Below are 15,582 nucleotides of genomic sequence, written 5' to 3'. Positions count from 1 at the left end.
CTAATTTTATGCTAATTCACGTTGTTTCATCAATTTTATTTGAAAGAAATTTAAAATTTTCGTAAGCCCTATTACAAATCTTCATTAAAATTCCCAAGGATTTTAACATTTTCAGAAATCGAAACGAACGCATTTGGATCTGAATATGCCATGATTTCTTTTAGATGAGAAATTTCAAAACGTGTGATAATTGTAATCAAAACCGTCTGACGCTCATGCGAATACGCCCCTTCTGCCCCGTGAATAATCGTTACGCCTCGGTGCATTTCTTCTTGAATACAACTTATGACACCTTCTGGATTTTTTGTTACAATCATCACTTGCATTTTCTTTTGCTTCGTAAAAATCGCATCCGTCACACGTCCTGTTACAAAAATAGTCATCATAGTATAAAGAGCGTATTGCCAACCGAATAAATAGCCCGCAACCAACATTATTCCTAGGTTAAATATAGTAGAAATAGTGCCAACAGAATGTCCCGTTTTTTTGCGAATGGACAGACTCACAATATCAAGTCCACCACTTGACAAACCATTTCTTAGTGCATACCCAATTCCCACACCATTGACCGCTCCGCCAAATACCGCATTAATTACAGGATCAGGCGTTAGCTTCGTTTCAGGCAACAAATGAATCATAAATGAAGAAAGCGTTACGGTTAAAACCGTAAATATCGTAAATCTTCGCCCTAAAAATCGCCACGCTAGAAAAAAAAGCGGTAAATTTATCGCATAAAGCGTTAGTGAAACAGGAATTTTCACCCCCAACACACTTGTCGAAAGAGTCGTCAAAATCTGAGCCATTCCTGTCGCCCCGCTTGAGTAAATATGCCCCGGCTGAAAAAAGAAATTGACCGCAACACTTGAAAGCAAACCATAGACAAGACTCGCTGAAAACTTCTTAGAGTAGCTCTCTAAAGGTAAATCCTGTAATTTCTCAAACATTTTCTTTTCCTCATTAACCTTTTTTTATGTACTGTATAAGCATAACGGAAAAGAGTAGGAAACTCAATGGAAAGTTTCATTTTTTTTGATAAACAATTTTCTTTAAGGAGCTTTATAAAAAAATAAAGACTAGGACAATCTTCATTTTTTCTAGTATTGTCCTAGTCTTTCTCTTATTCTTTGTTAAAAATATTCCCTGGAACAACCGTAATACTCTTTGTTTTCGTGTCTACATCTTGAACAAAAAGCAAGGAGTCATAGTCACTCACACTTCTCTCGCCGTTAAAGCGACTTTCCGCAAACACGCAAATGCCTGCAAGTTCGCAATCAAATTCTTCGATAAGGCTCTCCATACCGTGAGCAGTGCCTCCTCCTTTCATGAAGTCATCTACTACCAACACACGACTGCCACTCTTTAAGCTACGTTTGGACAATTCCATTTTTTCAATTCTGTGACTACTTCCACTCGCATAATTCACGCTCACCGTTGCTCCTTCGGTAATTTTAGAATCACGACGCACGATAACAAATGGTACATTTAAAAAATTACTTACCGCCTGAGCAATTGGCACACCTTTTGTGGCAACGGTCATGACAGCATCTACTTCCTTGTCGCAATATTTGCTGGCAATAATTTGCCCCACTTTACGAAGAAGATTTGGCTGACCGAGTAAGTCACTTAGATAAACATAGCCTCCCGGCAAAAGTCTATCCTCATCACTTAATTTTTCACACAACTCGTCAATCATTTCACGAGCAAGTTCTTCAGGAATTTTCGGGATAAATTTCACCCCTCCTGTTGCACCTGGAATGGTTTTTAACTCTCCAAAGCCTCGTGATTTAAAAGTACGTTTGATAATCGTCAAATCTTCGGAAATACTAGACTTTGCTGAGCTATATTTTTCTGCAAAATACGTCAAACTCACTAACTCATGTGGCTGATTCATCAAAAATTGTGTCATGTCAATTAAACGTTCGCTTCTTCTTGTTTTCATTTTCCGTTGTACCATTCCTTCTTTTTTTATCGTTTGTATTTTATCAAAAAAACGAATGTTTGGCTAGAATTTTCTATAAAATGTTCATAAAAAATGAGGCTAGACATCTCTAACCTCATTTTTCCGATCAATGCGTAGCAATTTTTTGCTTTTTCTCTTGTTTTTTCTTGATATTTAAAGAAATTTTTCCCTTACTTGCTCCGACTGTCACCACATCTCCTGATGTAAATTGACCACTTAGCAATGCCTCGCTCAATCTATCTTCTACTTCTTTTTGCAAAGCACGGCGAATCGGTCTTGCTCCGTATTCTATATCGAAACCAACAGAGGCAATCACATCAATCGCACTCGGCGTAATTTTAATGTGGATATTTTGTTCTTTCAAGCGATTAATAATCGACTTACTCATGATTTTAACAATTTCATGCAATTCCGCTTTTTCGAGATTGCGGAAAACAACTGTTTCGTCAATACGATTGACAAACTCTGGACGAAACGCTTTTTTCAATTCTTCCAAAATGCGTTTTTCCATTTTCCTAAAGTCTTGAGAATAATCTTTCGCTCCAAAACCTACGGATTTTTCTTCCCTAAGTGCCGTAGCTCCTAGATTACTTGTCATAATCAAAATGGTATTTCTAAAGTCTACTTTTCTGCCTTTAGAATCCGTCAAATGTCCGTCATCTAGCACTTGGAGCAAGATATTGAACACATCTGGGTGAGCTTTTTCCACCTCGTCTAGCAAAATTACGCTATAAGGTTTTTGGCGAATTTTCTCGGTGAGCTGTCCGCCCTCGTCATAGCCGACATATCCCGGAGGCGAACCAATCAAACGACTTGTAGAATATTTCTCCATAAACTCTGTCATATCCACACGAACAAGTGCATCCTCGCTCCCAAATACCGCCTCGGCAAGTGCTTTTGCAAGCTCCGTTTTCCCAACACCTGTTGGTCCTAAGAACATGAACGAACCAATCGGACGATTCGGGTCTTTTAGTCCACTTCTCGCTCGGCGAATGGCACGACTAATCGCCTCTACTGCCATATTTTGCCCAACCACACGCTGATGAAGAATTTTTTCAAGCTCTAGGAGTCGCTCGCTTTCCTTTTTCTCTAGCTGTGTCAGTGGAACACCTGTCCAAAGTGAGACCACTTCCGCAACATCTTCTTCTTTGACTTGTTTTTTCTCATGCTCTACTGCGTGATATTTTTCTTCCAAACGAGCAAGCCGTTGTGTCGCTTTTTGCTCTTTTTCACGATATTGTGCAGCAAGTGCAAACTGTGTATTAACAATTGCCTCCTCTTTCAAGCGGGCAAATTCTTCTTTTCTTTCTCGCCACGCAAGTAAATCGCTCGGCGTACTTGTCTCGTCTAATCGCACTTTTGCACTCGCCTCATCAATCAAATCAATCGCTTTGTCTGGTAATTGACGAGAATTAATATAGCGAACCGATAAATTCACCGCTGCCTCTACTGCCTCATCTGTAATTTCCACATTGTGATGTTTTTCATAACGTTCACGCAATCCTTTGAGAATTTCAATCGCCTCAATGGCACTCGGTTCTTCGACAGCAACACGTGCAAAACGACGTTCTAGTGCTGAATCTTTTTCCACATATTTTTGAAACTCATCAAGTGTTGTCGCACCAATTGTTTGCAACTCCCCACGTGCGAGAGCTGGTTTTAAGATATTGGACGCATCAATTGCCCCCTCAGCACCGCCCGCACCAATCAGTGTATGAAGTTCATCAATGAACAAAATCACTTCTCCGTCATTGAAAATTTCTTCAACAATTTTTTTCAAACGGTCTTCAAATTCCCCACGATATTTCGTTCCCGCAACGAGGGAGCCCATATCCAACATCATCAAACGTTTTTGTCGCATATCCTCTGGCACTTCACCGCTGACAATACGCTGAGCAAGTCCTTCTGCAATCGCCGTTTTCCCGACACCCGGCTCACCAACAAGCACTGGATTATTTTTCGTTCTACGTGAAAGAATTTGAATCAGACGACGTACTTCGCTTTCACGTCCAACTACTGGGTCTAGTTTTTGCTCGCTTGCCATATTCGTCAAATCACGTGCCAAAGAATCAAGAGTTGGCGTTTTAGATTTTCTGCTCTCTCTTTGTGGTGGTTTTTGTGGCTGTGCTGTCGGGTTCATCCAACTTTCTTTTCCCTCAGGAACGCCCATTCTCTGCAACAAATGGCTCCGCACACGTCCAATACTCAAACCGAGATTGCTCAAAATGCGACTTGCCAAAATTTCTCTATCACGCAACAATCCTAACAACAAATGCTCCGTTCCAATACTTGGAGCACCAAGACGTTTCGCCTCATCTCCTGCATAATTCATCACTTGGCGAGTGCGTGGAGAATACGGTAAATACGTGCCTTTTGGATAATTTTTCACCGTTCCAAAACCTGTCACCGTCTCAATTTCTTCACGTATTTCTTCGACATTTGCATCAATGCCTCGCAAAGTCTTTCCTGCGATTCCCTCTGTTTCAATTGCCAATGCCAAAAGCAAATGCTCACTTCCAACACTTCTATGTTTAAAACGTTTCGCCTCATCTTGTGCAATTTCTAGCACTTTTCTTGCTCTAGCACTAAATAATTCGTTCATCCGTACTCTCCTTGTCCGTTTTTATCTACCGTTCATCATATCAATACACATCAACATTCTGTTTAACAAAATAGCTCTATCACTATCTTGTTGAATGACATCTTCTTCTAAAACACTCAGCATTAACTCTGCCTCACGCTCTGTGATAATTTTTTCCTCAAAGAGATACATCAAAATCCCTTTTGTGTCCTGTATGGAAATTTCCGTTCCAATCAGTCGCTTAATTTTCCCTAGAAAGCTATGCAAATCGCTAAACTTTACTTTGACAATGCGAATATATCCGCCGCCACCACGTTTGCTTTCCACCGTATAACCTTTCGGGAGCGTAAAACGAGTTTTGATGACATAATTAATCTGGCTCGGTACCACATTAAAACGAAGTGCCATATCTTGACGTTTAATCTCAATAATGCCATTTTCTTGCAACAACTGCTTTAAATATTCTTCTATCTCATCGCTTGCATTCCGCATCTTCACTTCGCCCCCTTATAAAAAATTTTGGCACTCAAAAAATCCATGTTTTTTCGTTTCTTTTTGCAAGAAAAACAGTCATTTCAACCTTTTTTCTGCTTTGACCTAATTTGACATAAGTTTATTATACGAGATTTCTCGCTCGTTTGGAAAGAATATGCAGTATTTTTTAAAATTTTTACGTGCTATTTCTTTCATTTTAGGATAAAATGTATTCTATACCTCTAAAAAGTGCATTCCTCAAAAAATGCTCGTTTTTAGCAGTATCACTATAAAATATTTTGAAAATTAAAAAGAATGAGGTGAGCGTATGTGTGGATATGTTTTTTCCAGTACAGACAAGCTATCAATAGAAAAATGGAAGGAAGGGTTCAATAATATCCAACATCGTGGACCCGATGATGCCCAATTCATCCAAGAGGGTGGTATGTTGTTTGGATTTGCACGTTTGTCGATTATGGACTTATCTACCAATGGTAGTCAGCCATTTCAATTGAATGGCAAAATCGCAATGTGTAACGGTGAGATTTACAATTTTGAAGAATTAAAAGCATTTTTGAAAGAAAAAGGATATGAATTCCACTCTGAAAGTGATTGTGAAGTGCTTTTACCTTTATTTGAAGAACTTGGCATGAAAGCTATGTCACGAATGTTAGATGCTGAATTTTCACTCGTAATTGCCGATACAAAAACTGGCGATCTTTACGCAGCTCGTGACCCGTTTGGTATTCGCCCGCTGTTTTACGGCTATACCACAGCTGACCCATTAAAAATCGCCTTTGCCAGCGAGGCAAAAGCATTAATGCCGTTTTGCCAAGAAGTTCATCCGTTTCCGCCCGGACATTACTATGCAAACGGAAGTTTCGTGCAATTTAATGACATCGGCAACACAAAACAAATGATTGAGCTACCTGTCGAGGAAATCGCTCAAGGTATTCAGGAAAAATTAACTCGTGGCATTATCAAACGACTACACGCTGACGCTCCAATGGGCTTTTTGCTCTCTGGTGGACTAGACTCTTCATTAGTTTGTGCGATTGCTCAAAAAGAACTTCCTACGCCTATTCAAACATTTGCAATCGGAATGGAAAGCGACCCTATTGACTTGAAATATGCCAAAGAAGTGGCAGACTTTATCAAGAGCGAGCATACAGAAGTCATCATGACAAAAGAAGACGTGCTTGGTGCGTTGAGAGAAGTCATTTATCATTTGGAAACTTATGACATTACCACTATTCGTGCGTCTGTTGGAATGTATTTGATTTGTAAATATATTCACGAAAACACTGATTTGAAAGTGTTGTTGACAGGTGAAGTAAGTGATGAAATGTTCGGTTACAAATATACCGATTTTGCCCCAAACGCACGAGAATTTCAGCGTGAGGCACAAAAACGTGTGCGTGAGCTTTATATGTATGACGTTCTTCGTGCAGACAGATGCCTTGCGGCTCACTCACTTGAGGCACGTGTACCATTTGCCGATTTAGACTTTGCAAACTTCGTCATGAGTATCAATCCTGCACGCAAAATGAATGTTTATGGTCAAGGAAAATATCTTTTGCGTAAAGCATTTGAAAACAGCAATATTTTACCAAATTCTATTCTGTATCGTGAAAAAGCTGCATTTTCAGATGCGGTAGGACATTCTTTAGTTGACTATCTAAAAGAATATGCCGAGGAGCGTTATACAGATGAAGATGTCGCAAACGCACATGAAAAATACAAATATGCGACACCTTTCACAAGAGAATCCCTTCTCTACCGTGAAATCTTCGAAGAATTTTATCCAAACCAAGCCCACTGGGTCAAAGATTTCTGGATGCCAAACAAAGAATGGGTAGGAGAGGAAGTAAACGACCCTTCCGCTCGTGTCCTATCAAACTACGGCGATAGCGGAAAATAAGAAAAGCAAAGAGGGGCGTTAGGAGTCTGCAACAGCGAACCATGTCGTTTATTTACTTGAAGCATAGCTTCAAGCGACATTGTGAGCAGTTGCCAGACTCCTGCCCCTCGGTGCTAGACAAAGAAAAGCGGAGAAGGGCGGTTGGAAGTCTGTGGCAGTGAGCCGTGCCGTTTACTTGCTAGAAACGAAGTTTCTAGCGGCACTGCGAACAGACACCAGACTTCTGCACTTCGGAACTAGACAAAGAAAAGCAAAGAGGGGCGGTCTGGAGTCTGCAACAGCGAACCATGTCGTTTATTTACTTGAAGCATAGCTTCAAGCGACATTGTGAGCAGTTGCCAGACTCCTGCCCCTTCTTGCTAGACAAAGAAAAGCGGAGAAGTGCGGTTTGAAGTCTGTGGCAGTGAGCCACAGCATTTACTTGCTGGAAACGAAGTTTCCAGTGCTGTTGCGAACAGACACCAGACTTCTGCACTTCGGAGCTAGACAAAGAAAAGCAAAAAAACCTAGAAAAAATCAAAAATTAGCAGATTTTAGCTAACTCAAAAAAAGATAAACCACATAAAATCAACGTTTCAAAACGAATTTTATGCGGTTTATCTTTTTTAAGACATTTATCTATCTCATATGTTTCTCCCTTGACTGAAAAAGAATGAAGTAACCAATTAAAACAGCGATTACTGCAAATGGCACTTCCCATGAGGCGATTAAATCCTCCACGCCTACCACCGCACCTGCGACGATTAGCCAGACAATCAATAATAACGCTAAAGGTTGTTTAAAAAATTTCATCAAAATGTTCCTCCCTGTTCATACAATCTCTTTTGCTATATCCTTATTTTAGAACAAATACAGCAAAGATTCCGAAATATTTTCTTAACATTTTTGGGGTAATTCTTAACAATTCTTAAACTCGTATGGGAAATTTTTACATAAAACGAGGTATATTTATTCAAATAAAATAAACAATAGTCTTTTATGAATCAAAAAATCTAGGTTTATCGTCTATATTTATTTTTTATATGAAATCTTTTGTCTTAGTGATTTCAATAAATCTACTTTTTTTATTTTATTAATAGAAATAGAATCGAAAAACCTCTTTAGTAAACCGCTTGCACCCCATTTTCGGATTTGTTATACTGGTTTTGTGAAAAAAAACAAAAGCAAAAAACGATTGAAAGCGAGGGAAACTATGCTGTCTATCAACAATCTAACCCTTATCACAAGACAGACCATTTTAGAAGATTTTTCTTTTCATTTTGAAAAAGGAACGCTCTATGGCATTGTCGCAACGAATGGTTCTGGGAAAACGACACTTTTTCGAGCGATCACACAATTAATTCCGATTCAAAAGGGAACAATTGAGCTTGTTGGGGAAAATAAAAGCAAACGAGAATTTTTCTACTTTGAAACTTCTGAGTGGTTTGATACAAATTTGTCTGGTATGGATTATTTGACATTTGTCAAAAAAGAGTGGAAATCTACTGCGAAAATCGAGGAAATTATTCATCTATGGGAAATGGAAGAATATATTCACCTGCCCATTAAAAAGTATTCACTAGGCATGAAACAACGTGTACTAATTGCTATGTATTTGGTCAGTCAAGCGAATTATTTGCTAATGGACGAAATTACAAATGGACTAGATGAGGCAAGCCGAGGGATTTTATTTCAGGCTTTGACAACGCTCAAGCAACAAGGAAAAATGGTCTTGCTCTCCTCTCACTACAAAGAAGACATTGAAGAATATTGTGATTATCTATTAACTATTCAAAACAAAAAAATGGAGGTCGCACAACTATGAATTATTTTAACTTTTTATCGAAAAAAGTCTTCAAAAGTAAATTGAGTTGGGTACCTGTCATCATTCTTTTTATGGTAATTGCGGGAATGCTTTTCCTGAATAATAGAGCCGCTCAACAAATAAACATAGGTGTTCAAACAGAGGAGAATATAACAAGAAATGCTTTGGCGATTGAAGAAGGAAAAGCGAAATTGAAAGAGTTAGACGAAAATTCTGAACATTATACTCTTCTAAAACAAACAATCGCTGAATCAACTCAAATTATCGAAGAAGATAAAGTGTTTTTAAAAAACTATAACGCTGGGAATTGGAAATTCATCTATCCTCAGCACATTAAAAATATGCAAAAAGCAAGAGACGCTATTGCAAAGAACAATCCTGAGAAAAGCGTCCTTGAAGCCTTAGACAGAGATTTACAACTGTATCGTTCGCTGGCTAAAACGAATCTCACATTTGAAAACTCTGATTTTCCTGTGACTACAATTCAATATTTATTGTCACTCTTTCGCTATACTTTGCCTATCCTATTGACGTTGAGCATTGTGTTCATTCTCTCCAACCTATACGGTTCGACGTATTACGAGAGCATAAATAAGAGCATTTTATTGCCTCAGAAAAAACAAACGGTCATGCTAAAAAATATTGTGACAGGTGTTGTGTTGTCGTTGCTGTTATTTGTTTTGCTACTTTCTTTCGCAGCACTTATCTCGTCCATTTTCTTTGGTTTTGGAAGTGTCGATTTCCCAATTCTTCACTATCAATTACAGACGAGAGAAGTTTATTTTGCAAAAGTTGGTGGAGTGATTTTACCAACGTTGATTTTACAGATGTTGTCAATTGTCTTTATCGTAAATGTCGTATTTCTCATCACGTCCATTTGCAAAAACAAAATGACTTCTCTGTTTCTCTCGGGTTTAATTTTAGTCGCAGGCGTGGTGGCACCAAAAATTTTACAACCACTCCAAACAATCGCTCAATATATCCCTACGGCATATCTCAACAGCTTTGATATTGTAACAGGAACTTTCCAAAAAGAGCTTAATATAAAAAATAAGTAAAAAAAGATTTTTAAACAACCTATTCTAGTCCATTAAATGTCAGACTTATGAGTAGGTTGTTTTTTTGTTTTACAATTTACACAAAAACAGGTCTAGGAAACTCCTAAACCCTGCTTTTGATTACAAATCTACGTTATGATAAACTTTCTGTACGTCTTCATCATCTTCCAACGTGTCAATCATTTTTTCAAATGTTGTCAAGTCGTCGCCTGAGAGCGTTATGTCATTTTGAGCAATCATTTCAAGTTCTGTGACATCAAATTTTTCAATTCCTTTTTCTTTTAACACTGAAAGTGCCACGTGTAAAGCCTCTGGTTCAGTGTAAACCACGATATGTCCTTCCTCATTGGAAACATCACGCACGTCTACATCATTTTCCATTAAGTATTCCAAAATTTCGTCAGAATCTTCGCCTTCAAATGTGATAACGCCTGTATTGTCAAACATATAACTAACGGCACCACTTACGCCCATGTTTCCGCCGTTTTTGTTAAATGCTGAACGAACATTTGCTGCGGTACGGTTGACATTGCTCGTCAACGTATCCACGATAATCATAGAGCCATTTGGTCCAAAACCTTCATAGCGATTTTCTACAAATGTCTCGTCAGTATTCCCTTTTGCTTTGTCAATCGCTCTATCAATAATATGTCGTGGCACTTCTGCCTGTTTCGCACGGTCAAGAACGAATCGTAATTTCTGATTGCTTTCAGGATCTGGGTCGCCTGATTTTGCTGCTGCATAAATTTCAATTCCAAACTTCGCATAAACACGGGAGTTTGCTCCGTCTTTTGCTGTTTTCTTGGCAACGATATTTGCCCATTTTCTACCCATTTGATAGCCTCCTAGATATGAACTGAACGTACTTAGAAAACAAGTCGTTCTTCAAGTTCATCTAATTTATTCTTCTCATATTCAATCATACAAAAACCTAAAGCATTTTTCAATGAAAAACAGCTTAAAAATCATTTTCTGCAAATTCACTCTAAAAAATATAAGAAGTTGTCTTTCCAAATTATTGAACATTTTTTACAAATAAAAAATCAAGATTTTATTTGATTTTTTATGCTCTTTCCTTTACATTTATAGATAAGGGGAAGTCTCTGATAATTCAGAATTAAAAACTATTGGAGCAAAAAATGAACAAACTACTAAATTTATTACAAAATTGGGAAAAGGAGCTTTCAAAAGTGATTAACATGACCGTTTTCGTTGTTTTAAATGACGGAAGTCACTTGCTCCCAAAGGGTGATACGATTCCTTTTTGCGAGGAAATCAAAAAAATTAAGTCTATCGAACTTTCTTATCAATGGAATAGTTTGCTTGCGATTGCTTATTTCCGCATGAATAAAGCACCTATCCGTTTTCTCTGTCCGTTCAGTTTGATCACACTGGCAATTCCGATTTTCAATGAAGAGGAGGAATTAATCGCTGTTTTATTTGCTGGTCAAAGAAGATTAATTGGCATTGGGCGTGAAAATACTCCTTATTTAACGAAAAAAATGCAGACATTTCCAAATCCTCAGTTTGAAGAACTCTACGAGAGTATTCCGACGGTTGACGAGGAGCATTTGGATAAAATCACGCCATTACTCGAATTGTTTGCCGAAGAAATCGGGAAATATATCGAAACTACTGAAAATACAGGGATAGAGCAAGCAATCGCAAATTATATTTCCGAAGAAGAATTGATTAACCTCATCGAAATACAATTAATGACGGAAAAACAGGCGTATTTCAACCTTGATGATTTAGAGAAAATTTTCAAGCAGAAGAAACAAGTCATTTCACAATTAATCAAAATTCACCGTGGGAAAACATTTATTCCCTATTATCATCAAATCAAGGTGAAACAAGCCAACAACTTGCTGACAACGACGGAATACACGATTAGCGAGATTAGTGAATCGCTAGGATTTATGGATGCGGTGCGTTTTTTCAAAGTTTACAAAAAAGAAACGGGAATGACTCCTACTGAATATCGAGAAAAACATTCGATGAAACATTTTCTTGACGGTTCAATGTTAGGGTGAGCTATGTTTCAAAATTTACAAAAAAAAATTTGATTAAAAAAGAGGCTGGGAGCTAAAACTTCCAACCTCTTTTGGTTAATTTTCAATCAAAATCTTCACTTTTTGACTACTACCGTTTTCCACTTTGGGAATCATATGGTATTCTTTCTCAAATTCATGAGCAAGTGCATTGACCGCTTTTAGCAGCTCTTTTCTCGTCAAAATACCTTTGAAACATTGAGCGTCATTGACAACTGGCAAGAAAGGATAGTCCACCATGAGACTTAGCACTTCTTCTAGTTCCCAGTCTTCATCTACGGTTGGTACGTTGACTTCCATAGCATCAGCTACGGTCAGTGTAGGAAAATCTTCCTCTTTCATTTCTGTATCAAATACATCTACCATTTTCTCCGTTACATTTGATAAACTAATCAATCCGACAAAACGGTCTCCCTTATCTAAAACAGGGATTTTCGAGTATTTGACCTTGGTTAAAACAAGCAGTGCGTGGGAAAGTGGATTGTTCACAAAAACATTTGCCACATCTTCTGCCGAAATTAAATAATGCTCTTTTTTCTTCAATAAAAACTTTTCAATTGCTGAATTTATCATACAATCTCCTCCGTTATATTCAGTTCCTCTACATTCTATACTCTATTTTATATAACTCGAAACTGAAATAAAACTTATATGCGAGAAATTCATTTACTTTATAAAATTATTTAGACTTTTTCATTTCAAAATACAAATCTTTCATTGCCTCATGTGTGTCGCTATAATATTGAATAACATATTTTTCATCTGTCGCCTCAACAACTGCATAGGCTTTTCTCATGATTTCTCCTCGTGGAAGTGAAATACTTCCGGGATTTAACAGCAATACACCGTTGTTCATTTCACAAGAAATTTTATGCAAATGCCCATATAAAATAACACTCGCACCTACTTCTTCTCCTGCATAAAGCAAGCGGTCAAAATGAAAATTTATGCCGTACAAATGACCATGTGTTTCAAAAATTGTTTCATTCCCAAGTTTCACCACTTGTGTATTTTTATAGCCGCTGTCAAAATCCATGTTGCCACCAACGATAGAAAAATGCTCCCATAATTTATCATTGCTCGCAAGTTCACTATCGCCACAATGAAACAAAGCGTCAACTTTTCCTTGCCAAATTTCCACGATTTCTTCTAGTATCTCTCGTTTCCCATGCGAATCACTTACCACTAAAAATTTCATTCTGTATCCTCCACTTCGATTAATTGTTCAACCAATTTTCCCATACAAGAGACAATTTTTCCATTGCTTTTGCTCGATGAGAGATCTGATTTTTTTCTTCGCTACTTAATTCTGCACTCGTTTTGCCAAAATCGTCCACAAGGAAAATCGGGTCATAGCCAAAACCATTGTTTCCACGAGGAATTGGCGTAATCGCCCCATGCCAATCTGCAGAAACTACCAAGCTATCGCTCTCAGGTTTTGCAAAAACAAGCGTGCAATGAAACTGTGCTGTAACTTTTTCTTCTTTGATAAATGCACTATGCAAATCCCCCAAAAGTTTAGCGATATTCGAGCTATCGGTTGCTTTTCTGACACCCGGAATTTCAGAATATCTTGCCGAATACACTCCGGGAAATCCACCTAACACATCCACCATTAACCCCGAATCATCTGCTAAAACTGGCTTTTTCAAAATGTTCGCGATCGTCTCAGCCTTGAGTCGTGCGTTTTCCTCGAAAGTTACACCCGTTTCTTCGACATCAGGCAATTCTGGATAGTCAAGCAAAGTTTTCACCTTGTAACCTTTTTTGGCAAACATTGCCTCAAATTCTTTCGCCTTTCCAGCGTTTTTCGTTGCAATGATAATTTCTTTTCTTTCACTCGGCAATGCTTTTACTACGGATTTTTCAAGCACTTCCTGCTGATGAGCATGGAGAGAAGTGATGCCATATGTCGCTAGAGAGAGCATTTCGTTTAATTCGTTTGTAGAAAAAGTACGCCCCTCAGCTGTTCCTTGAATTTCCACTAATTCGCCTGTTCCTGTCATGACAATATTCATATCAACATTTGCCGAAGAATCCTCTTGGTAATCCAAATCAAGTGCAAACATTCCATTTTCCAAAATCCCGACACTTACAGCTGATACCGTATTGTTCAGTGGCACTTCCTTTAGCTCACCAGTAAAAACAAGAGCCTCAAGAGCAAGTTTTAATGCAACAAATGCACCTGTAATTGCAGCGGTACGAGTACCTCCGTCTGCCTGTAAAACGTCACAATCCACAATAATAGAACGCTCGCCTAATTTTTCCAAATCACACACCGCACGTAAACTTCTCCCAATCAGTCGTTCAATTTCTTGCGTGCGACCTTTGAGATTTCCTTTTCGCTCACGTTTTGACCTTGTATGCGTAGCTCGTGGCAACATATTGTACTCCGCTGTAACCCAGCCACTCCCGCTTCCTGACAAAAAAGGCGGCACGCTCTCCTCCAGAGTAGCGGTACAAAGCACTTTTGTTTCACCAAATGTAACAAGAGAAGAACCCTCAGCATATTTGTTCACATTCGTTTCTATTGTAACTGCTCTTAATTGATTCCATTCTCTACCGTCATGTCGTAGCATTTTTCATTTCCTCCAAATTCACGTGTTCAATTGTTCGACTAATGTTTCCAAGCCAACTATCTGCAATTTCCTCAAACATTCTCGCACTTCCCGTTGTGTAAAATTCATGCGTAATTTCATTTCGATACTTCGCACTTAAATTAAAATAGTCAAGTAACATAGACACGTCACTGACCGTTTCAGCACCGCTATCGATTAGTGCCACTTCACTTCCCATCGCCTGTTGAATAATCGGACGAAGAAGTGGATAATGCGTACAACCTAATATTAGAGCATCTGGCTTTTGCAATTTGAATGGTAACAAACTTTCTGCCACAACTTTTTTCGCTATTGCTGATCGAAACTCATTTGATTCTACAAGTGGTACAAATTTTGGGCAAGCAAGGCTGTAAACTTCTGTTTTCGGACTTTTTTCCCGCAAAATCCTCTCGTACGATGCCGAGCGAATGGTGCCAACCGTTCCAATGACCCCAATTTTATTCGCCTTACTCGCCTTAATTGCCGCACGACTTCCCGGCAAAATAACACCAACAACAGGAATATCCAATTTTTTCTTTATCTCATCAAGTGCCACTGCTGTCGCTGTATTACAAGCAATAACAAGCATTTTCACCTTTTTTTTCAATAAAAATTCCGTCAATTCCCAACTAAATTTTTCCACCTGCTCACTAGGTCTCGGACCATAAGGAGCACGTGCTGTATCTCCAATATAAACAATTTTTTCATTGGGCAACTGCCGCAGTACCTCACGCACCACCGTCAATCCTCCCACACCTGAATCGAAGAAACCGATTGCTTGTTCGTTCATTTCTGCTCCCTTCCACAACAAATACTTCCTTACTTCATTTTCTACTTTTTCCGCTGTTTTTTCAAGTATTGTATTTGAAATTTTATAAAATAGTAGGAAGAATTTTAGACGACATCTAAAAAGTCCGCTTAAGACTAAATTAGTTAGTTTTTCTTGTTTTCGAGGAAATTGATGAAAGCTATGTGACGTCAAGAAAAGCGGTGAGGGGCGTTTTGAAGTTTGCTACAGTGAGCCACGTTGTTCATTTACTCGAAACTTTAGTTTCGAGCGACACTGCGAACAGTTGCCAAACTCCTGCCCCTCGTAGCTAGACAAAGAAAAGCGAAGAGGGCGTTTTGAAGTCTGC

General features: G+C 38.5%; 15 protein-coding genes and 2 pseudogenes. 6 read left to right on the top strand and 11 right to left on the bottom strand.

The genetic code is table 11. From position 1 onward, the window contains the following. Positions 1-71: 71 nt before the first annotated feature. The 5 genes and pseudogenes from B5D30_RS11270 to B5D30_RS11255 form a co-directional block, all read right to left on the bottom strand. Positions 72-944, bottom strand: coding sequence for a YitT family protein (locus B5D30_RS11270; RefSeq protein WP_078808174.1), 873 nt, complete (start codon positions 942-944; stop codon positions 72-74). Positions 945-1,117: 173 nt separating this feature from the next. Then, entirely contained in the window at positions 1,118-1,939 is an 822-nt protein-coding gene (purR, locus tag B5D30_RS11265) for a pur operon repressor (RefSeq protein ID WP_078808173.1), read from the bottom strand. Positions 1,940-2,066: 127 nt separating this feature from the next. Further along, positions 2,067-4,043, bottom strand: a pseudogene (locus B5D30_RS11260) (ATP-dependent Clp protease ATP-binding subunit); the annotation flags it as partial. 71 nt (positions 4,044-4,114) lie between these two features. Then, positions 4,115-4,562, bottom strand: a pseudogene (locus B5D30_RS14470) (Clp protease N-terminal domain-containing protein); the annotation flags it as partial. Between the two features lie 21 nt (positions 4,563-4,583). Further along, the gene (locus tag B5D30_RS11255) at positions 4,584-5,039 is read right to left on the bottom strand and encodes a CtsR family transcriptional regulator (protein ID WP_200806734.1); all 456 of its coding nucleotides are present in this window, start codon (positions 5,037-5,039) and stop codon (positions 4,584-4,586) included. 304 nt (positions 5,040-5,343) lie between these two features. Between B5D30_RS11255 and asnB the strand changes: the two genes are divergently transcribed. The 3 genes from asnB (at position 5,344) to B5D30_RS13810 (ending at position 7,477) form a co-directional block, all read left to right on the top strand. After that, the gene (gene asnB / locus B5D30_RS11250) at positions 5,344-6,936 is read left to right on the top strand and encodes an asparagine synthase B (RefSeq protein ID WP_078808170.1); all 1,593 of its coding nucleotides are present in this window, start codon (positions 5,344-5,346) and stop codon (positions 6,934-6,936) included. A gap of 157 nt (positions 6,937-7,093) precedes the next feature. Next, positions 7,094-7,249, top strand: a complete 156-nt coding sequence (locus tag B5D30_RS13815) for a hypothetical protein (protein ID WP_159443310.1) — start codon at positions 7,094-7,096, stop codon at positions 7,247-7,249. A 75-nt stretch (positions 7,250-7,324) separates the two neighbouring features. Further along, positions 7,325-7,477: a hypothetical protein gene (locus B5D30_RS13810; RefSeq protein WP_159443309.1), complete on the top strand. Its 153-nt coding sequence runs from the start codon at positions 7,325-7,327 to the stop codon at positions 7,475-7,477. Positions 7,478-7,554: 77 nt separating this feature from the next. Here B5D30_RS13810 and B5D30_RS13805 read toward each other — a convergent pair whose 3' ends face one another. Next, a complete protein-coding gene (locus tag B5D30_RS13805) occupies positions 7,555-7,728 on the bottom strand; it encodes a hypothetical protein (RefSeq protein WP_159443308.1) in 174 nt (57 codons plus the stop codon). A gap of 400 nt (positions 7,729-8,128) precedes the next feature. Here B5D30_RS13805 and B5D30_RS11245 point away from each other — a divergent pair, with 400 nt between their 5' ends. After that, positions 8,129-8,740 (top strand): ATP-binding cassette domain-containing protein, encoded by a 612-nt coding sequence (locus B5D30_RS11245; protein ID WP_078808169.1) that lies wholly within the window; start codon positions 8,129-8,131, stop codon positions 8,738-8,740. After that, positions 8,737-9,798, top strand: a complete 1,062-nt coding sequence (locus B5D30_RS11240; protein ID WP_078808168.1) for a hypothetical protein — start codon at positions 8,737-8,739, stop codon at positions 9,796-9,798. Before B5D30_RS11245 ends, B5D30_RS11240 begins: the two co-directional genes overlap by 4 nt. A 120-nt stretch (positions 9,799-9,918) precedes the next feature. Here B5D30_RS11240 and B5D30_RS11235 read toward each other — a convergent pair whose 3' ends face one another. Further along, the gene (locus B5D30_RS11235) at positions 9,919-10,632 is read right to left on the bottom strand and encodes a YebC/PmpR family DNA-binding transcriptional regulator (RefSeq protein ID WP_078808167.1); all 714 of its coding nucleotides are present in this window, start codon (positions 10,630-10,632) and stop codon (positions 9,919-9,921) included. A gap of 305 nt (positions 10,633-10,937) precedes the next feature. Here B5D30_RS11235 and B5D30_RS11230 point away from each other — a divergent pair, with 305 nt between their 5' ends. After that, the gene (locus B5D30_RS11230) at positions 10,938-11,831 is read left to right on the top strand and encodes a helix-turn-helix domain-containing protein (RefSeq protein ID WP_144399587.1); all 894 of its coding nucleotides are present in this window, start codon (positions 10,938-10,940) and stop codon (positions 11,829-11,831) included. A 75-nt stretch (positions 11,832-11,906) separates the two neighbouring features. On the opposite strand, the gene cbpB is transcribed toward B5D30_RS11230, so the two are convergent. The 4 genes from cbpB to racE all read right to left on the bottom strand — a co-directional run bounded on the left by cbpB (position 11,907) and on the right by racE (position 15,236). Then, entirely contained in the window at positions 11,907-12,422 is a 516-nt protein-coding gene (gene cbpB / locus B5D30_RS11225; RefSeq protein ID WP_078808165.1) for a cyclic-di-AMP-binding protein CbpB, read from the bottom strand. 106 nt (positions 12,423-12,528) lie between these two features. Then, positions 12,529-13,047, bottom strand: a complete 519-nt coding sequence (locus tag B5D30_RS11220; protein WP_078808164.1) for a metallophosphoesterase — start codon at positions 13,045-13,047, stop codon at positions 12,529-12,531. A 19-nt stretch (positions 13,048-13,066) separates the two neighbouring features. Further along, on the bottom strand, positions 13,067-14,428 hold the full coding sequence (rph, locus tag B5D30_RS11215; RefSeq protein WP_078808163.1) for a ribonuclease PH: 1,362 nt from the start codon (positions 14,426-14,428) through the stop codon (positions 13,067-13,069). Next, on the bottom strand, positions 14,415-15,236 hold the full coding sequence (gene racE, locus B5D30_RS11210) for a glutamate racemase (RefSeq protein ID WP_078808187.1): 822 nt from the start codon (positions 15,234-15,236) through the stop codon (positions 14,415-14,417). The genes rph and racE overlap by 14 nt, the downstream gene beginning before the upstream one ends. Positions 15,237-15,582: the final 346 nt, after the last annotated feature.

The organism is Pilibacter termitis, from assembly GCF_900167335.1.
In the GTDB taxonomy this organism is placed as follows: domain Bacteria; phylum Bacillota; class Bacilli; order Lactobacillales; family Streptococcaceae; genus Pilibacter; species Pilibacter termitis.
This window is presented reverse-complemented; position numbering and strand designations above follow the sequence as displayed.

Excerpts from the sequence above, each read along its gene's own strand:
- B5D30_RS11270 (WP_078808174.1), bottom strand. The coding sequence starts at position 944 with ATGTTTGAGAAATTACAGGATTTACCTTTAGAGAGCTACTCTAAGAAG.
- purR (WP_078808173.1), bottom strand. The coding sequence starts at position 1,939 with ATGAAAACAAGAAGAAGCGAACGTTTAATTGACATGACACAATTTTTG.
- asnB (WP_078808170.1), top strand. The coding sequence starts at position 5,344 with ATGTGTGGATATGTTTTTTCCAGTACAGACAAGCTATCAATAGAAAAA.
- B5D30_RS13805 (WP_159443308.1), bottom strand. The coding sequence starts at position 7,728 with ATGAAATTTTTTAAACAACCTTTAGCGTTATTATTGATTGTCTGGCTA.
- B5D30_RS11245 (WP_078808169.1), top strand. The coding sequence starts at position 8,129 with ATGCTGTCTATCAACAATCTAACCCTTATCACAAGACAGACCATTTTA.
- B5D30_RS11240 (WP_078808168.1), top strand. The coding sequence starts at position 8,737 with ATGAATTATTTTAACTTTTTATCGAAAAAAGTCTTCAAAAGTAAATTG.
- B5D30_RS11235 (WP_078808167.1), bottom strand. The coding sequence starts at position 10,632 with ATGGGTAGAAAATGGGCAAATATCGTTGCCAAGAAAACAGCAAAAGAC.
- B5D30_RS11230 (WP_144399587.1), top strand. The coding sequence starts at position 10,938 with ATGAACAAACTACTAAATTTATTACAAAATTGGGAAAAGGAGCTTTCA.
- cbpB (WP_078808165.1), bottom strand. The coding sequence starts at position 12,422 with ATGATAAATTCAGCAATTGAAAAGTTTTTATTGAAGAAAAAAGAGCAT.
- B5D30_RS11220 (WP_078808164.1), bottom strand. The coding sequence starts at position 13,047 with ATGAAATTTTTAGTGGTAAGTGATTCGCATGGGAAACGAGAGATACTA.
- rph (WP_078808163.1), bottom strand. The coding sequence starts at position 14,428 with ATGCTACGACATGACGGTAGAGAATGGAATCAATTAAGAGCAGTTACA.
- racE (WP_078808187.1), bottom strand. The coding sequence starts at position 15,236 with ATGAACGAACAAGCAATCGGTTTCTTCGATTCAGGTGTGGGAGGATTG.